19 protein-coding genes are annotated in these 20480 nt (G+C 49.0%); 10 read left to right on the top strand and 9 right to left on the bottom strand.

What is annotated here, in order from left to right:
- The first annotated feature begins 31 nt into the window (after positions 1–31).
- The 5 genes from A372_RS0127230 (at position 32) to lepB (ending at position 6508) form a co-directional block, all read left to right on the top strand.
- Positions 32–1705, top strand: coding sequence for an extracellular solute-binding protein (locus A372_RS0127230; protein WP_019424094.1), 1674 nt, complete (start codon positions 32–34; stop codon positions 1703–1705).
- 201 nt (positions 1706–1906) lie between these two features.
- Positions 1907–3490, top strand: a complete 1584-nt coding sequence (locus tag A372_RS0127225; RefSeq protein WP_019424093.1) for a response regulator — start codon at positions 1907–1909, stop codon at positions 3488–3490.
- Between the two features lie 13 nt (positions 3491–3503).
- Positions 3504–5258 carry a sensor histidine kinase gene (locus A372_RS0127220; protein ID WP_019424092.1) on the top strand — a complete coding sequence of 585 codons (1755 nt, stop codon included), beginning with the start codon at positions 3504–3506 and terminating at the stop codon, positions 5256–5258.
- Between the two features lie 71 nt (positions 5259–5329).
- Positions 5330–5926 (top strand): hypothetical protein, encoded by a 597-nt coding sequence (locus A372_RS0127215; protein WP_019424091.1) that lies wholly within the window; start codon positions 5330–5332, stop codon positions 5924–5926.
- Positions 5927–6004: 78 nt separating this feature from the next.
- Positions 6005–6508 carry a signal peptidase I gene (gene lepB / locus A372_RS0127210; RefSeq protein WP_019424090.1) on the top strand — a complete coding sequence of 168 codons (504 nt, stop codon included), beginning with the start codon at positions 6005–6007 and terminating at the stop codon, positions 6506–6508.
- Positions 6509–6714: 206 nt separating this feature from the next.
- Here lepB and A372_RS0127200 read toward each other — a convergent pair whose 3' ends face one another.
- Positions 6715–7563: a DegV family protein gene (locus A372_RS0127200; RefSeq protein ID WP_019424089.1), complete on the bottom strand. Its 849-nt coding sequence runs from the start codon at positions 7561–7563 to the stop codon at positions 6715–6717.
- Positions 7564–7806: 243 nt separating this feature from the next.
- On the opposite strand from A372_RS0127200, the gene A372_RS0127195 reads away from it, so the two are divergent.
- The 3 genes from A372_RS0127195 (at position 7807) to A372_RS0127180 (ending at position 11172) form a co-directional block, all read left to right on the top strand.
- Entirely contained in the window at positions 7807–8349 is a 543-nt protein-coding gene (locus tag A372_RS0127195; RefSeq protein WP_237728626.1) for a hypothetical protein, read from the top strand.
- A 916-nt stretch (positions 8350–9265) separates the two neighbouring features.
- Positions 9266–10291: a Gfo/Idh/MocA family protein gene (locus A372_RS0127185; RefSeq protein WP_019424087.1), complete on the top strand. Its 1026-nt coding sequence runs from the start codon at positions 9266–9268 to the stop codon at positions 10289–10291.
- Entirely contained in the window at positions 10288–11172 is an 885-nt protein-coding gene (locus tag A372_RS0127180) for a protein phosphatase 2C domain-containing protein (protein ID WP_019424086.1), read from the top strand. Before A372_RS0127185 ends, A372_RS0127180 begins: the two co-directional genes overlap by 4 nt.
- 15 nt (positions 11173–11187) lie before the next feature.
- Here A372_RS0127180 and msrA read toward each other — a convergent pair whose 3' ends face one another.
- Complete coding sequence (msrA, locus tag A372_RS0127175; RefSeq protein ID WP_019424085.1) at positions 11188–12171, bottom strand: peptide-methionine (S)-S-oxide reductase MsrA; 984 nt, start codon at positions 12169–12171, stop codon at positions 11188–11190.
- 370 nt (positions 12172–12541) lie between these two features.
- Between msrA and A372_RS0127170 the strand changes: the two genes are divergently transcribed.
- A complete protein-coding gene (locus A372_RS0127170; RefSeq protein WP_019424084.1) occupies positions 12542–13267 on the top strand; it encodes a TerC family protein in 726 nt (241 codons plus the stop codon).
- A 224-nt stretch (positions 13268–13491) separates the two neighbouring features.
- Here A372_RS0127170 and A372_RS0127165 read toward each other — a convergent pair whose 3' ends face one another.
- Positions 13492–14790, bottom strand: a complete 1299-nt coding sequence (locus A372_RS0127165; protein WP_019424083.1) for an alpha-glucosidase/alpha-galactosidase — start codon at positions 14788–14790, stop codon at positions 13492–13494.
- 175 nt (positions 14791–14965) lie between these two features.
- Here A372_RS0127165 and A372_RS0127160 point away from each other — a divergent pair, with 175 nt between their 5' ends.
- Positions 14966–15838 carry an AraC family transcriptional regulator gene (locus tag A372_RS0127160; protein ID WP_019424082.1) on the top strand — a complete coding sequence of 291 codons (873 nt, stop codon included), beginning with the start codon at positions 14966–14968 and terminating at the stop codon, positions 15836–15838.
- 98 nt (positions 15839–15936) lie between these two features.
- Here the strand turns inward: A372_RS0127160 and A372_RS0127155 are convergent, their stop codons facing one another.
- The 6 genes from A372_RS0127155 to A372_RS0127130 form a co-directional block, all read right to left on the bottom strand.
- On the bottom strand, positions 15937–17070 hold the full coding sequence (locus A372_RS0127155; protein WP_019424081.1) for a glycoside hydrolase family 88 protein: 1134 nt from the start codon (positions 17068–17070) through the stop codon (positions 15937–15939).
- 30 nt (positions 17071–17100) lie between these two features.
- On the bottom strand, positions 17101–17859 hold the full coding sequence (gene kduD, locus A372_RS0127150; protein ID WP_019424080.1) for a 2-dehydro-3-deoxy-D-gluconate 5-dehydrogenase KduD: 759 nt from the start codon (positions 17857–17859) through the stop codon (positions 17101–17103).
- Positions 17860–17885: 26 nt separating this feature from the next.
- A complete protein-coding gene (locus tag A372_RS0127145; protein ID WP_019424079.1) occupies positions 17886–18638 on the bottom strand; it encodes a DeoR/GlpR family DNA-binding transcription regulator in 753 nt (250 codons plus the stop codon).
- Positions 18639–19472 (bottom strand): 5-dehydro-4-deoxy-D-glucuronate isomerase, encoded by an 834-nt coding sequence (kduI, locus tag A372_RS0127140; protein WP_019424078.1) that lies wholly within the window; start codon positions 19470–19472, stop codon positions 18639–18641.
- A 270-nt stretch (positions 19473–19742) separates the two neighbouring features.
- On the bottom strand, positions 19743–19910 hold the full coding sequence (locus A372_RS37680) for a hypothetical protein (RefSeq protein ID WP_019424077.1): 168 nt from the start codon (positions 19908–19910) through the stop codon (positions 19743–19745).
- A 67-nt stretch (positions 19911–19977) separates the two neighbouring features.
- Entirely contained in the window at positions 19978–20334 is a 357-nt protein-coding gene (locus tag A372_RS0127130) for a hypothetical protein (protein ID WP_019424076.1), read from the bottom strand.
- Between the last annotated feature and the right edge of the window lie 146 nt (positions 20335–20480).

Here is a 20480-nt window from a genome sequence, read left to right as displayed (position 1 = left end):
AAATTAAGTGTTGAAAGGGGAAAACAGCGAGATGAAGAATAGGAGAAAGCTGTTCGTTAGTGTCATGTCCGTGTTGATGGTTCTATCTTTGCTTGTCGGTTGCAGCGGCAATAGCGGTACGAATGCGGAACCGCCGAAGCAGGAATCGAATGCTGGACAGACCGAGGAGAAGCAGGGAGGGGAACAAGTCTCTCAGCTGTATGAGCTAGGCAAAGAGCCGCTCGAGTTCACGTTGTTCGGCAACTACGACTGGTACACGATGCCGCCGTGGGGAAAAGACGAGACGACCGCCTGGATTAAAGAGAACAAGAAAGTAACCATCAAAGAGATTCCGAACGGCGGCAATAACGTGCAGAAGCTCAACACAATGATAGCTTCCGGCGAACTGCCGGATGTCATCTGGGGCGAGCGTGGCGCCGATGTGGAACGGCTGCGCGAAGCGGGCATGCTTGTAGCGCTGGATGATTACGTCGATAAATATCCGAACCTGAAAAAGTGGCTGGATTCCAAGGCGCTGAACATGCTGCGCTCTCCGGATGGGAAATTGTATCAATTCCCAAACTGGTATACGAACCGTCCAAACGGCAATGCTGGCTGGGTCGTGAACAAAAAAATCTATACGGAGCTCGGTTCGCCTAAATTAGAAACGACCGACGATCTGTACACTTATTTGAAAATGGTAAAAGAGAAATACCCAGATGTCATCCCATTTGAGACGGACTTGGCAAAAGATGGCCACGGTCTCGATCAGCTGTACTCCGCCTTCAAGGAGAACAATCTAAGCTTCACGCGATATTTCGCGGTGCCAGATGGCGATAAGATGAAGTCGATCTACAAGGATGAAGGGTTCCGCGAATCGGTCGTCTTCGCGGCAAAGCTGTTCCGCGAGAAGTTGATTACACAAGATGCGATGACGCAAACTCAAGACCAAGTCAAGGAAAAAATGATGAACGGGCGCGTTGCGGTTTATGCATCTTCCAATCCGACGGTCAATGGAATGCAGGCGCATTCCGAATTGACGAAGAAGGATCCGGATGCCGGATATTTCATGGTGTGGCCAATTCATAAGGAAGGTCTGGACAAAAACAAGATCTATCCAGGCACGTACAACAAGCTTGGCTGGAACGCGGCCGTCATTACGACGAGCGCAAAAAATCCGGAAGCAATCTTCGCTTTCCTCGACTGGTATACGGGGTCTGAAGGGATGACTCTTCAGATGTGGGGACTGGAAGGCGAGTATTGGAAAGGGTTAGAAGCTGATGGAGTTACACCGAAGTTTACGGAAAAATATACGACTGACAAGGAAGGACTTGCAAAATACCAATCTAAAATGGATCCGCTCATGTGGGTAGGCAATACGGTCTATGTTGATGATATTAAAGGTAAATTCGAAGCGATGCTTCCAGAGAATGAACGAAATTGGTCCACTTACTGGCAATATGAGATTACATGGAAGACACAGGGCGATTCGACCGAATTCATTAATTTGAATCCACTGCCGGAGACGGAAGAAGGCATCGTTCATCAGCGCGTTAAAGATACATGGTTGAAGGCGCGGGCGCAAGCATTGTACGCGAAGTCAGACCAAGAGGCTCTAGACATTCTGGATAAGGCGCATGAAGATTCCATGGCGGCAGGCTTCCAGCAGGTGCTCGACTTCTACGCGACGAGATGGCATGAGAACTTAAAGATTATTAACGGTTAATTTTTATGCTATAAGATGTACACTGCGAGGGGGACCCATTGATGGGGATCCCCTCGTTTTGTGTGTAAGAGCATCAGACGTACAAGCATGTAACCGATTTAACTTTTCAAGTGGCTGCGGTAGAGGGTATACTTGCAATATAGTTGTAAATATTCGACATCAGCGGATCGTGATAATATGTCACAGGAGGAGTCTGCATACATGTACAAAGTACTGCTGGCGGATGATGAGATGCTCGATTTGGAAGGGATGAAGCAGTTTATTCCTTGGTCTGAGCTCGGTCTTGAAGTGGTGGGTGCGGTTAACAACGGCTTTTCGGCCTGTGAAGTAATGGAACAGCAGTCTATCGATATTTTAGTGACGGATGTAAATATGCCGAATATGTCCGGTCTGGAGCTTGCTCGGCGAGCCATCGATAAGAGATCAGATGTTCGGATTATTTTTGTAAGCGGTTACCAGGATTTCCATTACGTGAAGCAAGCGCTTTCCCTAAAAGCATGCAGTTATGTGTTGAAGCCTATGGATGATGATGAATTGGTAGCCTCTCTTCATAAAGTCATCCAAGAACTGGACGAAGAGAAACGGCGGCGGGAGACAGAAGAAGATTATCAGCATATGATTCCGCTGGCGAAGAACGACCTGCTCATCCGTATCTTTGAAGGAGATCTGTCGTGGTATCGGTCCGGGGGCTCCATGAGGCTGGCCTCTTCCTATGGATTGGATGCGTTGAAGTGGCCGGTTCGCGTGGCCGTGATGGAGCTGGATGATGCGGTGTGGCTGCAGCCGGGCAGCAGCGAAGCGGCGCACCAGGACATGCGTGCCGCATTTCTATACGAGATTCGCGAGATCAGTCTCCACCATGGCATGCCCCATTGCTGCAAGCTGTCACGGCAGCGTCTGGCCATCGTGATGCATGATGACGGCGTTCGCGATTGCATCGACGAGATGTATAATTCGATGAATTCAAAATTATCCCTTTCCATGACGATTGGCTTGGGCAAGCCGATACAAAGCTTGGACCAAGTTCATATTTCATATAAACAGGCTCTGGAAGCGCTGGACGGCAAAATGTTCCTCGGCAGAGGCAATCTTATCGACTACGAAGATGTTAAACGCGCACCGGAGCTGAAGGATGCAAGAACGCTCGATATCCGCTTGGACGCGTTGTTCAAGGCGATGTCTCAATATGAGCTGGTGAGCATTCACGACGAGATAGAGAATCTGTTCCAGTCGGTGTGCTCGCTCCGTTCGAAATTTACGATCCATAATTTAGCGATGTATATGGTGTGGAAGCTGGATCAGTATCTGGATTCCACCGATGAAAATTTGTTCGACATGTTGGGCATGGAGCTGCATAATCTTGATATTTTGCTGCAATTCGAGACGGTTGGAGATATTCGTTCATGGCTCATCCGCAAAGTGTTCGAAATTTCCGAGATGCTGCATGAAAAAGAAAGATCCAAAAACAGCAAGCTCATCCGGGAAATTTTGAAGACCGTGAAGGAACGCTCGCATGAGAACATCACGTTGAAAGACATATCTCATCAATTTTCATTTTCGCCGAACTATTTGGGACATATGTTCAAGGAAGAGGTGGGCAAGACCTTCAGTGAGATGCTCATCCAAATCAGAATGGAGCGGGCGTGCGACCTGCTCAAGGATCAGACACTCAAAATTTACGAAGTTGCCAATCAAGTGGGATATCGGTACATTCCGTATTTTAGCAGACAGTTCAAGGAAACCTTCGGTATGACGCCTATGGAATTCCGCAAACGAGAGTTGTGACGGAGGACAAATCATGTCAATGCGTATACAAGCAAAAAAACCGAAATATTTGCCGTTCGGCTATAAGCTGATGCTTACCTATATGGTTTTTATTATCATTCCGGTCATTGCCATCGGATATTTTTCGCATTCCATGTATCAGGATTCTATCCGCAAGCAGACAAGGTCGAACATTCAGGGAACTCTGCTGCAAATTCGGGATAATATCCAGTATAAAATGGAGGACGTTCAGCGCGTGTCGTCCATGCTCTATTTCGACTACTCGCTCGTTACACAGCTGCGCAGCTACGAGGAAGGCTGGGAGAGCTATGAGCGGACGACAAAAATTGTGATGCCAAAGTTCAATATTGCGCTTAATGCGACGGGCTTGGACTTAGCGATGTACTTGTTTCTGGCCAACGATACGCTGCCTGAAATCTATCATGGTTCATTTACGAACGAAAATCCAGAAAAACTGGAACGAAATTATAATCTATACCATTTAAAACGTATTACGGACAAACCATGGTACCAAAATTATCCTATAGAGCAATACGGTGAGACGATGCGATGGCAGCAGGTGGAACGGGACGGGGACTTCGGCCGCATTTCTTTGCTGCGCCGGCTGGTGGACAGCAACGTACCCCTCCGATTGAAGGAGATCGGATTTATCCGGCTGAGCGTTCGCATTCAGGAGCTGTTTCAAAGCGTCGATTACCGAAAAATCGATGAGGGCAGCGTTTTGGCCATTAAGGATGAACAGGGGAACATTCTGTACCAGTCGGGTGTCCTGCCGAACGGTCTTAACGCTGAGAATATTCCGGAGAGCCATTATCTAACGATTAAGGAAACGATGAGCCAACCGGCTTGGGAATTGGTTGCTTACGTGCCTACGACCATTATGGAACGCGATTCGATGAAGGTCCGCATGTTCATTATTGGAATTTGTCTGTTGTGCGGGATCGTTTTTACGTTTGCGGGTATTTTTATTTCCAGATATTTCTCCATCCGCATGACGAAGATCGTATCCGTCCTTAACGCCTTCCGTGAAGGGGATCTTCACAAGCGCATGACCTACAAGGGCAAAGATGAATTCTCGCAAATTGCGGTGGCGCTCAATGAGATGGGGCAAAATATAGGCGATCTGATTCAAGAAGTATATATGACGCAAATTCAGAAAAAGGAAGCGGAGCTGGAATCGCTGCAAGCGCAGATCAATCCGCATTTTTTATATAATACGCTCTCGTCCATAAGCCGCTTGGCCAAGTTCGGCGAGACGGATAAACTGCACCGCATGGTGATGGATTTGGCGAAATTTTATCGGTTGGCGTTGAATGACGGGCAGATGATTATTTCAGTACATAAAGAGCTTGAGCAAGCAAAGGCCTATATCGATATTCAAAAAATTAAATATGGGGACCGGATGGAAGTCATGTTCGATATCGATCCGGACATCTTATCATTTCGTACGGTTAAGCTTGTGCTGCAACCATTTATTGAGAACGTGCTGGAGCATGCGTGGTGCGGAGACCGGATTCACATTCGGGTTGTCGGCAAAAAGGAAAGGAATGAAATTGTGTTTCGCATCATTGACGACGGGGTAGGTACGACTGCGGAGCGCATCCGTCAAATATTTGATATGCGTGATCATGTAAATGCGGGCTACGGGATTCGCAATGTCGATCAGCGAATTAAGCTGCATTATGGAGCACAGTATGGGATAAGCATCTTCAGCCGCTTGGGCGTCGGCACTTCGGTAACGATTCGAATTCCGGCAAAGCGTAATTAATTTCCCACCAAGTACCAGACATCCTGTATAATAGACAAATATGCATTTTGTTCTGGAATGGAGGGAAAGGATTGAATACGAGGTCATTGGCCTATGTGGCTGTTCGACTGTTGGCGCTGTACTTCTTCATTACTTCCATCGTTCAATTATCGAATGTGGCGCAAGTTAGCCTGCCACCGCTCTTATACAATAAAGAAGCATTGTCTCATGATATGAATCAGAATGTAATACTCATCGTGATGATGCTGCTTCCGGCTGTCGTCATGCTGCTTGCCGCTTGCGTCTTATGGTGGTCGGCCTACCGTATTTCAGGCGCGTTATCCCCGTCAGGAATGAATGAGACCGCCTTTTTGATACGGGAAGCAGAACGGGACGACGAGCCAGTGCCGCTCCGCACGAAGACTCATGCGCTTGCTCCGCTGACGAAGCCGTTGCTTCAGATAGCACTGGGCATATCCGGAATTATTTTGCTGGTGTTGAGCATTCCTGAGTTCATTCATATGATTGTGACGCTGTCTTATGTGGATACGGGAATGTACCCGGATCAGATGCAGCGAGAGTTCAATGCAAGCTTCCTGCAAATTATCGTGAAGCTGTTGCTCGGCTTCTGTCTCACGATAAGTGCAGGCGGAATTACACGGTTTATTACGCGCTCCCATACGACGTAGCTTCGACGATGGATAGCATAGAAGACGAGCAACGATAATGCGCAGATGGAGCGTGTTTGGGTAAGAGGAGGAATGATGATGGATACGAGATGGAAATTGATTGTGAGAGGCTATATTATTCCGATTATACTAGTGTTCAGCCTCAGCTTTCTTGTGCAGAAGGTTGCATATGCCCAAGTTGTCGTACAACAGCATTCGATGCAAAATACGTACCATCCGGGAGATCGGCTCATCGAAAATAAATGGGTATACCATTGGTCCGATCCGGCATATGGAGATGTAGTCATTATTGATCCGGCCTTCGACGGGAAACGCTTCATTAAACGCGTCGTTGGCGCTGCAGGGGATACATTGGACCTTCGTGACGGTCATCTGATCGTCAATGGGAACGTCATTGACGAACCGTACGCAGAAGGAGAGACATGGCCGAGAGAAGTTGAGTTTCCTTGTGTCGTTCCTGAAGGGCATGTGTTCGTCCTAGGGGATAATCGCGAGATTAGCGAAGACAGCCGCAAGTTCGGGCCGGTGCCTGTGGCGAAGCTCGAAGGCAAAGTCGAATGGAAGGTATGGCCTCTGTGGTAAACCGAAGGGTCCCACATCTGCATGTTGGGGGAGACATTCATGCCGCATTATATTGGCAGGCGCATCATCTTGAGAGAATATCGGCAAGAAGATTCCGGCAATTCGCAAATGGGTGAATGACCCAAGAGGGCTGCAAGCGAAGGCACACACGAAATAGGAAAGCGGTGAATGTCCAGGCAGCTGCCCGGATTCACCGCTTTCTTCGTTTATTGTAACGCGAACACAATCCCGATCGTGTTCGGACCGCAGTGGCTGGAAATAACACAGCCGCAATCCGATAAATAGACATGCTTGGCGCCGGTGCGCTGCTTCAGTTCCGACTGCAGCATGGCGGCATCATCGTGTGATAGTGAATGTGTTACGAATATCGTATCTAAATCCATGCTGCCTTGGAGGGACAGCGCGTTATTTTTCAACTGCTCCAGCGCTTTCTCACGTTTGCCGCGAATCTTGTTGGCAGGGGTCATTTTCCCTTCAATGACTTTGATGACCGGACGAATCTTCAACAGGCTGCCGATAATATTTTGCAGTCCGCTGCAGCGTCCTCCTTTATATAAATAATCCAGCGTGTCAATAATAAATTCCGTCTCGACTTTGCCCTTGACCGATTCTACCAACTGCACGACTTCATCCAATGATTTCCCTGCTTCCAACGCTCGCGCCGCCTTCAGCACCTGAATTCCGATTCCGGTAGATAGATTCAATGAATCCATGACCTTAACCGTACCCTCTCCGAGCATTTCCCCTGCGATGGTTGCATTTTGAATCGTGGAAGACAATTGGGAGGACAGTCCAATGAATAATATCGTGTGCCCTTGATGTACATATGGTTCGAACGCCTTCATAAAATCAGCGGGAGATGGAGCCGATGTCTTCGGCAGCTTGCCAGATTCCTTTACTCGCTCATATAATTCGGGCGTCGTGATGTCTACGCCGTCCCGGTAGGCTGTATCGTTGAAAGTAACGTATAACGGAATGATGCCGATATCGTATTGTTCAATCAGTTCTTTCGGCAGATCGCATGTACTGTCCGAAAATAGTTTTACGTTGTTCATGATGCTTCCTCCCGAATGATATGTAACCTTTCCATGAGACATCTAACCATTATACTGCAAAATGAAAAAACATACATGCGCCAGCCCCATTGACGGCTGTAGAAAAATGTTCCAAATTCCGCTGGTTGTTGCGTGCGATATGCCATGAGGGTATACTGAAACAGAATTTACACTACATACGGGTATGAATATATCGAATGGAAAGGATATAGAGCAGCGAAGATGATTACAGAAGCAAAAGCAATGAGACGTATTCAATGGGGTTTTTTATTCTTTATAGATTATGCCCCGGGCGGCATTGACCTGTTACCTGATATTGTAGGGCTAGCACTGATATGGAGCGGGCTAAATGAGCTGTCTGCTGAGTCCGTTCGGTACCGTCAAGCGAAGAACGTATGTATACCGCTAATTGTGCTGGCGGTAATCGAGGTGCTGCAGCCGCTCCTTATCTCCGGAACGCCTTCACTGTTCCGTGCCTGGTTCGGCGTCATTCGCAGCGTTGTGGAGACCGGATTGAATATTACGTTAGTGACGCTGATGTGCAGCGGATTAAGAGAGATTGCGCTAGAGAGGGGACAAGCCTCCTTTGCTCATACGGCCCGCCGCAGGTCGTTATATTTTGTGATTGCATTAGTATGTTCCATGAGCATGATCGGTTTTGCTTTGGCATCCCCCATGGTATTTTCAGCGATGTCCGCGCCGATGTTCCTGCTGTACATTATTGTCGTCTTCATGCTGATGGGATTATTCGGACAAGCTGCCAAGCTTGCGTCGAAGCAATCATAACCTCTGAAAAAAAGACCTTTTTGGGTCTTTTTTAATTTTATAAAGTTGGCGGATTGTCAGGAGAGAAAGCGGATCTAAAGGCTGGGCCGTATCTCCCTTGTCTCATCCTGCATTGGAATTTGTACAGTGAAACAACAGCGTATATCTCTTTACGGCAGGTTTCATTGGAGTTGCTCCAATGGTTCGACTCTCATTTCTAGCAATCACTGAAAAACAGTAAAATCCATTGGACAAAGTACAGTCTAAACGCCATTTAGCCGCTTGAACCATCGGTTTTACTGTATATTTTCCAATGGAACTTACTTCGATCACGGAGAACAGGAATTGTTTTTTTGAAGAACTGTCGCATTTGGCTTGAAAATCCGTCCTTAAATAAAGAGCATGATGTCAGGCTTCCGTTCAATGGCTCTTAGATCCATTCTCCCATACAATCAGGAAGGATAACGTCGAGAATAAGGTGCATGCATACCATTTCGTGTATACACTATGTCAAGCAGCCTGTCAGAGACATTGATTTCTATGCTCGATGAGGGAGTTCTAAATAGATGCCATGCGCTGAAGCAGCTGAGCAAGGCGGCAGTAATTTGGCAGCGTTCAGAGTCATCATTGGGCGTGCCGCTTCCTGATGAAAGGGGAGAATGAAGCAAAGAGCCAGATAAAGCAAATCCCCTTTAGTCTGAACGCACCACTGTACGAACGGAACATCTCGTTAATTATGAAGAGTCGATGCCTTGCTATTTAGCAGATGGTACGCCTTTAGGCGATTTTTATGATCATTAGCAAGATTGTGGAGACATTCCTTATGGCTATAAAGGTCTCGAGAGTGGTTTTCTTAAATTGGAGGCAGGAAATGCCGAAGTCATGACGAAACCGAACATTAGATGATCATTATGCTAACAAAGGAGAGTGCTTAAAAGTGGCACAATGGAACATTGTCGTTGCCGGCTGCGGACAAATGGCTAACACGTGGATTGAATATGTGAAGACGCGCCATGACGCAGCTATTGTCGGTTTGGTGGATGTGCAGGCGGAAGCGTCGCTCTCGATGGCTGATAGACATGGCTTGAGCTGCGGCTTATATTCCGATCTGAAGGAAGCAATCCGGCGCAGTGGGGCTAACTTGGTATTTGATATTACGACACCCAATGCACACCGCAGCACGTCTGGAACGGCGTTGGAAATGGGCTGCCACGTCATGGCGGAGAAGCCGCTCGCAGCGCACATGTCCGAAGCTGTGCAATTAACGAAGATCACCCGGCAAGCACAGCGGTCATTGGCCATTATGCAGAACCGTCGCTATCTTCGCTCCATTCGAGCCTACCGCGAACTAATCCGGACAGGCGCAATAGGTTCGGTCGGGTTCATCGGAGCCGACTTCTTCCTTGCTCCCCGCTTCGGCGGCTTCCGGGAAGAAATGGCGAGTCCGCTTGTATTGGATATGTCGATTCATACGTTCGACCAAGCCAGATTCATTACAGGCGCGGATCCTATCAACGTTACTTGCCAGGAGTGGAACCCGCCCGGCTCTTGGTACCGCGGCAGCGCTTCAGCAATATGCACGTTCGAGATGAATGACGGCTCGATGTTCAATTACCGCGGATCCTGGTGTGCGCAAGGATTTCCAACCTCTTGGGAGGCTTCATGGCGCGTGGTAGGAAGCCAAGGGACCGCTATATGGGATGGCGAGCGGATAGAGGCTGAATCCTTTGACAAGGATGGTCAAGGGAGCAGAACGCAAGGAACGACCGATTGGAACGGGCAGGAGGGGCATTTCGGGTGCTTGGATGAAATGTTCCTCGCGCTGGAGGAAGGCCGGCCGGCGGAGACGAATGCGGAAGATAATCTGAAAAGCATTGCGATGGTGTTCGGAGCTATCGAGAGCGCCAAGCTGGGCAAGACGATCCATATTCCGACGCTGTTAGCGCAGGGGTTGAGTTCATGAAGCCGGTCAGCTATCAGTTGCTTATCGACGCCGTAACGAGGAAAGGCCAAGGAACACGGAATGAGGATCGGCTTGTCGTGTTTCCGGAGGAACGGTTATTCGGTGTCATTGACGGCGTGTCGGGAATACAAGTGCCTCTGGATGATGAGGGGAGAACGGCGGGGGAGCTGGCAGCGCGGACTGTGGCACAGCCATGGGCTTCTGCCGTCACTGACCCAGACCGATCATCCCGTCCGCTCGACTTGCTGGTGCGCACGAGCCTGCAAGCGAACGAACGGTTGAACGGAATTATGCTGGAGCAAGGAATCGACCTCAGCAGAAAGGAACGGCGCTTCGGTGCTGTTCACGCCTTCGTACTGCTGGATGAGACTCGCGCGCATTGGGTTCAGACGGGGGATTGTATGATTTATGCTGTCTATGAGACAGGACAAATACGAACTATAACGCATGACCGTGTCGAATACTATGACTCGCGCGCGCTTGAGACATGGCAGCAGAATGACGAAGCCTGGTTGAAGCATGAACGGCCGGATGAGGTTCAAGCTATGCTTGCAAACAATCGGACACACGCGAACTCCAATCCAGGCTACAGTGTATTAAACGGCGATCCGGCTGTCGAATGGCATATGGAGTATGGCAGCATCGCGCTGCAAGGCATGACGCATTTGCTCCTCGTAACGGATGGGCTATATCCTTGGCACCTTGACGACCGTCAGCGTACGACGGAGGCATGGATTCAATATGTAGTCCATAGTGGGATTGGACAGAGCTTGGCAGTGCTGGAAGCGAACGAGCGACAGGATGAACACTGCAACCAAATTCCCCGGTTCAAAATGTCCGACGATAAGACAGGCATTTTGCTCACGCTTGCGCAGACGTGATTTATCTCATTTGTTCTATGACTGAGCTTCGAACAGAGACAAAAATTCTCCATATCCTTCTCGTTCCAGATCTTCTTTACGAATAAAGCGGAGGGCGGCGGAATTAATACAGTACCGCAATCCATTCGGACCCGGACCATCGTCAAAGACGTGGCCGAGATGCGACTCCCCGAAACGGCTGCGCACCTCCATACGAACCATGCCGTGCGATAAGTCAAGCTGTTCCTCGACGTGATGCGGACGAAGCGGCTTCGTAAAGCTTGGCCAACCACAGCCGGAATCGAATTTTTCCTTCGAACTGAACAAAGGTTCGCCAGATACGATATCTACATAAATGCCTTCCGCTTTATGGTCCCAGAATTCGTTCTGGAATGGCGGCTCGGTTCCGCTATTTTGCGTCACATGATATTGCATCGAATTCAATGTATCTTTCAGCCCGATCTTATCCTTTGCTTGAATCGCCCAATGGGAAGAGATGAAGGCATCCCGGCCAGACCCTTTGCGATACCGCTTGTAATGCGCAGGGTTTTTCATATGATAATCTTGATGATGTTCTTCAGCGGGATAGAACGTTCCCGCGGGTACGATCTCAGTGGCGATCGGCTTGTCGAAGCGGCCGCTCTGTTCCAATTCAAGCTTGGATTGCTCTGCTGTCTGCCGCTGCTCTTCATTATGATAGAAAATCGCCGTCCGATACGATGAGCCGCGATCGTGGAACTGTCCGCCTTCATCGGTAGGGTCGATTTGCTGCCAAAATATTTCAAGCAGCTTCTCGTAAGGGAACAACTGCGGTTGAAACGTAATTTGCACGGCTTCCGCATGTCCTGTCTTATCGGTGCATACTTCCTCGTATGTAGGACAATCGGTATGGCCGCCTGTATAGCCAGAAATGATGGAGTGAATGCCAGGAAGCTCTTCAAACGGTGTTACCATACACCAGAAGCAGCCACCGGCAAAAGTCGCTTGCTCCAATGGGGCATGTTCATCAAGAATACTCATTTATAGGCTACCTCCTTTTCAATAAAATAATCATAACCAATTGTACCCGATTGAACAATGGCTCAACCGTGCACCTTGAAAAATAGGTGAAAATAAGGGTTGAACAATTCATTATTCGATGTTATTATTAGTTCACCGAAAATGAATACTCCAAAGGGGAGTAGCTAGCACAGTATAAGTCGTCATTACGGGATCCGTTCCCTAGCGGTCCTCGGCTATACTGGCAACGTATAGCGTTGTTTGCGAGACCTTTGCCACGATTGTAACGTTGGTGAAGGTCTCTTTTGATCTGAGCGCCGTTACCTCGTGGTAACGGCGTTCATGTTTTTCGCGTCCGTAATACATACTAAAGATAAGGGGGATGCAACAGATGGAATTATTCTCATTAGAATTCTGGACGGCGTTGCTGTCTATTGTTGTTATCGATTTGGTACTTGCCGGCGATAACGCAATTGTCATCGGTCTGGCGGCTCGGAACTTGCCGAAGCAGGACCAGAAAAAAGTAATTATATGGGGGACAGTCGGAGCCGTTATTATCCGTGCGCTAGCGACCTTGGGAGTCGTGTGGCTCCTGAAAATACCGTTCCTGCTCGTTGTAGGTGGCGCCGTGCTTCTCTGGATCGCCATTAAGCTCATGGTGGAGGAGAAAGAGCATAACGTGCAAGCCGGCACGAACTTCTGGGCAGCGGTACGGACGATTATTGTCGCCGATGCCGCGATGGGGTTGGATAACGTCTTGGCCGTTGCCGGAGCGGCGGGAGGACACGGTGGGCTTGTCGTCTTAGGGCTTGCCATCTCTGTGCCAATCGTCGTATGGGGAAGTACCATCGTATTGAAATTCATCGAGCGCTATCCGGCTATTATCGTTGTCGGGTCTGCGGTTCTTGCTTGGACATCTGCCAAAATGTTCGTCGGCGAATTCGAAAAATTCGAGTCGATTGCACCTTATTTTGAGAACCCGGTTATTAAGTACGGATTCGAAATTATCGTCGTTGTCCTAGTCGTTGCTACCGGTCTTATCATTAAACGCAACCGCAAAAAGAAGCAACAACAGCTGCCAGACAATTCCGACGACATGCGTCAACGTGCGCAATAAACAAGGTAAACAAAACAAAAGCATTGCACAGCCGTGCAGAGCACACTACAATGAGCCCTAGAATCGTTCTAGCGGCTCATTTATATATGTATATGCTGATCATGACACACAAGTGACTCGCGCGATACATTATGACCGCTGAGGACTAGCGGACGAGCTGGAACCAATCGCGGCGACGAAATGAGCGCCCCTCCCGGAGCGCCCTCTTTACTGTAAAAACTGACTTATTTAAACGTTGGCAGCCAAGTGCCATGCGCTTCAATCAGAGTGTCGCACAAGGAGACGATATCGTCCATGCTTAGCTCTGCCGATGTATGCGGATCCAGCATGGCTGCGTGATAGATGTGCTCCTTCTTGCCTGTCATGGCCGCTTCGATCGTAAGCAGTTGTGTATTAATATTCGTGCGATTCAGTGCAGCAAGCTGTGGAGGCAGATTCCCGACATAAGTTGGCGTGATCCCGCTGCGATCGACGAAGCATGGCACTTCCACGCAAGCTTCCTTCGGCAGATTCGTAATCAATCCAGTGTTCATCACGTTGCCGCCGATCTTGAACGGTACGCCTGTCTCCATCGCTTCGAGCATATATGAAGCATATTCGTGCGAACGCGTATGCTCCAATTGTTGATTGTTCACCATTTGCTCGCGCATGTGCTTCCATTGTTCAATTTGATGGACGCAGCGGCGCGGATATTCATCAAGTGGAATGCTGAGCTGCTCAATGAGTTCGGGGTACTGCTTCTTAATGAAATAAGGATGGTATTCCGCATTGTGCTCTGACGACTCTGTTACATAATAGCCGAACTTGAACATCAGTTCGAAGCGCACCATGTCATGATGCTTTTCTTTCTGTTTCTCTATCGCGCGGCGTTTAATTTCCGGATATAAATCTTCACCGTCTTTAGTCACTTCCAGAAGCCAGGCCATATGGTTAATTCCGGCGATCTTCGCTTGCACGCCTTCTGCGTCTAGTTCCAAGCTGCGGAACAGATGAGGCACACACGCTTGCACGCTATGACAGAGACCGACCGTACGAACACCGCCATATGTATTCATGACGTTCGTCAGAACAGCCATCGGATTCGTATAGTTGAGGAACCAAGCGTCAGGACATACTTCTTGGATGTCCTTCGAGAAGTCAAGCATCACCGGGATGGTGCGCAGGTTGCGGAAGATGCCGCCGATGCCCAACGTGTCTCCGATCGTTTGGCGCAGTCCATACTTTTTCGGAATCTCAAAGTCGGTAATCGTACATGGGTCGTAGCCTCCCACTTGAATGGCATTGACGACATATTTGGCTCCGCGCAACGCTTCTTTGCGATCGTGGTAGGCGACGACGCGGCATGTGCTGCCAGACGTAGACAACAGGTTGTTCAGCATCCGTTCCGAATCGTGCAGCCGTTCGTGGTCGATATCGAACAGAGCGAGTTCGAACTCTTGCAGTGCCGGAGTTAACATGCAATCTCCCAGCACGTTTTTGGCGAATACGGTGCTGCCGGCACCTAGAAAAGTAATTTTGCCCATGATTCCTTCATCCTTTCTGCGAGAGGAAAAGTTTAATTTTTTTTAAAGTTCATATGGTCTGATGCAACATGGAATAAAATGCTGTACAATCAATGTAGCTGAATTTGGTGAAACTGTGTATGGGCAAAATGATTATGAGTATGGAGCATTGTAGCCGAAAAAGGGAGGGGACGCTGTGGCTGAGCGAGCGAATATCGCCATCAACGAAGCTCCGTCTCGCGGTGAACTGACCGTCTTATTCAGTGGCCAATCGAATACGGAACCAGGCCATCGAATCGGTCCGACGGTGCATGACTATGGGATCGTCCATTGCGTGCTGTCCGGCAAGGGAAAGTTCGCGATGCGGGGACAGGAATTTGAAGTCAGCGCAGGAGATAGCTTCTTTATCTTCCCAGGCGAATTGGTATATTACGAGGCAAATGAACAGCACCCGTGGGAATACCGTTGGATTGGCTTTCGTGGTAATAATGCAGAGCAAATACTTGCCAATATAGGCATTGGCCCGCATGTTCCTGTACTGAAAGGCTATCGAAAGCACCGGGTGGAGGCTCTATTCCGAAATGCAATGAAAGCGCTGCATCAGGGAGGGGAAGCAAGCGACATTGAAGCCGAAGGCTACTTCCGAGTGGCGCTAGCCGAATATGCTCGCGTGGCAAGCACCGGGAGAGGCGGCTCTAAAGGCGATATGCGCACAGATATCGAACGTCAGGTGGAACAAGCGGCGCGTTGGCTTACTTTACAGCATGACAAAGCGATATCCATCGATGAGCTTGCGCACATGCTTGGTTATCATAGGACATACTTATCGAAAATGTTCCGCAAGCAGATGGGTGAGTCTCCGATGCAATTTCTCCTGCGGATTCGGATGGAGCGGGCCAGAACGCTGCTTATGACGACCCAACTGACGATCGAACAGATTGCCGCGTCAGTAGGCTATGAAGATGCGCTCTACTTTTCCAAGCTGTATAAAAAATGGTATACTCGTGCCCCTACTGCCCATCGCATCGAACTGCAGTCTCAGCAAATGACCGATTGCTCGTATCGTTAACACATCATATAAAGAGCCCCCTTATCGCCGATCGTCACATGAATCCGGCAATGAAGGGGGCTTGGAATTGCAAGAGAGAACGATATAAACAATTACAATTAGCGCTCATACCAATAGCCTTTTATTCCTTTTTCCAGTCGTACTAACGCTTCCAGGTAGTAATAATCGCCCCAAATCGTAAAGTCGTCAGGACTGTGTCCGAGCAGAACCGCGTAAGAGCCATGCTCGATGAGGCCTTCCGCTTCTGGTTGATTCATCGTTGAGTAGTTCGCAACGAGTGAGCGCAGCGAACGGTCAAGGCCGTCCTCGAAGAAGCTTCTGTCCGGATCATCTGCCGGCAAATGATCCAGCAGTTCCAACAGACCCGCTGCCACGATGGCTGACGCGGAGCTGTCGCGTTTTGTGTTCTCGTCTATCGCAGCATTGAAATCCCAATAGGCTACATCGTCCTCGGGCAGCTCGGTTAAGAAATACTGGGCCATGCGACGGGATGTTTCTAAATAGTGCTGTTCCTGTGTATAGCGATACGATAGCGCAAACCCGTAAACACCCCACGCTTGTCCCCGTGTCCAAGTAGATCCGTTATTGTAACCTTGGTGTGTCGAGCCTCCAATCGGAATCCCTGTGTCCGTATCAAAGTGAAAGGTATGATAAGAGGAATCGTCTCCCCGCACTAAATAACGGCGGCTCTGCTCCGCATGAATGCGCGCAACCTCTGCATAACGCGGATTTCCAGTAGCATTCGATGCCCAATACAATAGCGGGAGGTTCATCAGGCAGTCGATAATGATGCGTCCGCCATTCTTTGGATCACCCTTTGGCCCCCAAGCTTGGATGTACTGTCCTTCTTCCCGCCAGCGGCTCAGCAGCTTATCCGCCGCTCGGATCGTCAGCTGCTTCGCCTCTTCATCCCCGTCAATTATCCATTGGGCTTTCGCTGATAAGGAGTAGAGGAAGCCGATATCGTGATGGTCCAGCGCCACATCCTGCTCCAAGCGCTGCTTGAAGCTTTGGACGGTTTTGCGTGCCGCTTCGGCGAACGTCTCGTCTTGCGTATATTCATAGCAGAGCCACAGCATACCGCTCCAAAATCCGTCAGTCCAATCGGTATTATCATTCAGCAAGTATGTTCCGTTTTTGCTTACGTGAGGAAATTGGTCCCCATAACGTGCAATATTCGCCTTCGTCTTCTGCACAGCGTCATGAATTGCGGCTGACCATACATTGTCCATCTCTCGTTCCTCCCAATCGATATCCGTTGATTAACGATTCATCCATCCGCCGTCAACGCACAAAATATGTCCATTCACATAGTCCGATGCAGCAGATGCCAAGAAGACGACCGGACCGGCCAGATCTTCAGGTGTGCCCCAACGGCCTGCAGGAATTCTTCCTAATATATCGGCGCTGCGCTTCGGATCATCGCGCAGCTGCTGGGTATTGTCTGTGGCCATGTAGCCGGGAGCTATAGCATTGACGTACACGCCTTTGCTTGACCATTCATTGGCAAGTGCTTTGGTGACGCCGGCAATCCCATGTTTTGCTGCAGTATAGCCAGGAACATTAATCCCTCCTTGGAAGGAGAGCATGGAAGCAATGTTGATTATCTTGCCAGAGCCTTGCTGAAGCATATGATTGCCAAAGGCTTGACATAAATAGAAGACGGAATTCAGGTTCAACTGCAGCACGTCATGCCAATCCTGCAGCGAATGTTCGGCGGCAGGGGTACGGCGGATAATGCCCGCATTGTTGACCAAAATATCCACTTTGCCATTGGCTGCTTCCACACATGAGTTCACAACATCGTTCATTCCGTCTAAGTCCATTAGATCTGCCTGAATAAAAGTAACCTTGCGGCCAAGGGCTTGCAGCTTCTCCGCTGCATCCCCGCGCGGGCCGTTGCTCGTAATGAGCACCAGATCCGCTCCAGCTTGCGCAAGCCCGTAAGCCATGCCGAAGCCTAAGCCGACGGCTCCTCCCGTGACTACCGCAGTACGACCATGTAAATTGAACAATTGCATGATCTTTCCTCCTTGAGCATGACGACCTACAGCAATATCGATGCGCCGGCTGCCGCATATTTCTCCTGAACGTCCGCCGGCAGCTGATGATCGGAAATGATGGCGGTCATTTCTTGCAACGTTGCGAAGGTGAGCAGAGCCGATTTATCGAATTTCGTATAATCCGCAACACCATAAGTTCGCTTCGCCGTGTCAATCCATGCGCGTTTTAGCTCATACAGCTCGCTGGTATAGATCGTCAAGCCATTTTCGATATGAATGCCTGTGGCGGATATAAAAGCTTTCTGGATATTCAACTTGCGTATCAACTGCACCGCTTCGCTGCTGACGAGCAGATTCCGATTGCGGTATCCGCCGGGCACGACGAGTCGTATCTCCGGCTTGCGCGTCAGCTCAGCGATGATGAATAAATCATTCGTTATGACGGTAATGGGCGCATTATCCAATCGCTTTGCCATTTCCAAGGTCGTGCTGCCGCCATCAAGCGCAATGATGTCATCTGGCTCTATGAGGCGTACGGCTTTCTCAGCAATTTCTGCTTTTTCGGTTAGGTGCTGCTGGTTCGGTGCTTGCACCGGCAGCAGTCCGAGGTCGGACATATGCTTCAACACGGCTCCGCCATGAACCCGGGTAAGCAAGCCTTGCTCTTCCAGCAGCTCAAGATCCGCGCGAATCGTCTTGCCGGTAACCTGAAGCTGCTCGCTAAGCTCGTTTACTTTGACTTCGCCTTGTTGAATGAGAAGTTCCATAATCTGTTGATGGCGTTTTACGTTCGACATTTACTTCAAATCCTTCATGGCAATCATATCCATATCTTCAAACGTTTGATTCTCGCCGGCCATGGCCCAAATGAACGTATAATTGCTCGTGCCTACACCGCTATGGATGGACCAGCTCGGTGAGATAGCGACCTGCTCGTTGCGCATGACCAAATGCCGCGTCTCTTGCGGCTCCCCCATGAAGTGGAAGACAAGACCGTCTTCTGGCATGTCGAAGTAGAAATATACTTCGGAGCGGCGGTCGTGAGTATGGCAAGGCATTGTATTCCACATGTTGTTCGGCTTCAGCAGCGTCATGCCGAGCATGAGTTGACAGCTTTGAATGCCGCCCTTGTGGATATATTTATAAATCGTGCGCTCGTTAGACGAAGCCAAGCTGCCAAGATGCTGCGGCGTAGCTTCGGCAATCGGCAGCAGCACGGTCGGATATGTCTTATGAGCTGGTGTGGAGATGAAGTAGAAGCGTGCCGGATTCGCGGCATCCCGGCTAGCGAACGTCACATCGCGGCTTCCCATGCCGATGTATAGGCAGTCGCGCGCCTCCACGGCATATTCCGTCCCGTCAACGTTGATGATGCCGGCAGCACCCACGTTGATGATACCGATTTCACGACGCTCCAGCACATAATCGGCTCCGATTTCCTTTGAATCCGCTTCCAATTGCAGTGTGCCTGTTGTTGGCAGCGCACCGCCAATAATATAACGATCGACGTGGCTGTACACCATCTGAATCTCGTTCTCCACGAACAGCTTCTCAATCAGGAACTCTTTTCTCAGACGATCCGTATCGTAGCCTTTCGCACTCTCCGGATGACTTGCGTGACGCATTTCCATATTATGATTCCTCCTATGAATGAATGATTGGTTAATCTTGCCTGATGCTGTCTATTATAGCTCAATGTTCATTTAAGTTCAATTGAATGTTTGTATAAGTTTATTTTTGACGAAAAAAGATAGATTTGAACATGAAAACGAACATAGAATTGAACGTAGAAATGAACGTAGAAATGTTACAAACAGCTTAAGCGCCGTGTTGCAACACAATAAAAAACCCTATCTTACTCAGCATGGCGCTGAGCAGGATAGGGGTGATGAACATTAATTCTACAGTAGGAAGTAAAGTGCAGCGATTACTGCCGCTGATAGTACAATGAACATGATGATGTTCATCATATCTCGATTAATGACTTTCATATCCGTCTTCAATCCTGAAGAATGCTTGCCCTGCTTCTTCGTAAGTTCATGCTGTTCCTGTTCATTGATCTGGTTCATATGGAAATTATTCCTCCTCGTAACTATCGTTGTTTACTACCGGTATGATAGAACTGAATACATCCGATCAGCGAACGACGTACTTGGAGGTAAACTTTAAGGGCATGAGACAGATGCTGAGTAATAGAAGGCGGAAAGGCACATCGAATAAATATTTGGGAACGATATTCCGTATTATGAGAATGAACAGGTAAATGAAAAAGAGAACAGCCCATTGCAAGAACGTATGAATTTTCACGATATAGTGATGCGGAATCCCGACCACCGTCTCATAATGCAGCGCATGGGCGTATTCCGCATCCGCGCTGGGCTGTCCGAGCGGATCTGCTGACAGCGCAGGCAGCAGGGAGGAACAGAGCAGCATGAGCACGCAAATGATGATGACGGCGCAGCGGGGCAAGCGGCCGTTCAAATGTTTAATCATCAAGTTCCTCCCTTTCATTCCGAATGGTATGCACCTTGTCGTGCACATAGATACTTAAAGCGTATCATAACAAGAGAAGGGGGACAATGCCTATCATTTTCGGGTATTGTTGTTCTGTGATAATGCTGCCTTGTAACTGTCTAATT

The organism is Paenibacillus sp. OSY-SE (assembly GCF_000283315.1).
GTDB lineage: Bacteria > Bacillota > Bacilli > Paenibacillales > Paenibacillaceae > Paenibacillus_B > Paenibacillus_B profundus.
This window is presented reverse-complemented; position numbering and strand designations above follow the sequence as displayed.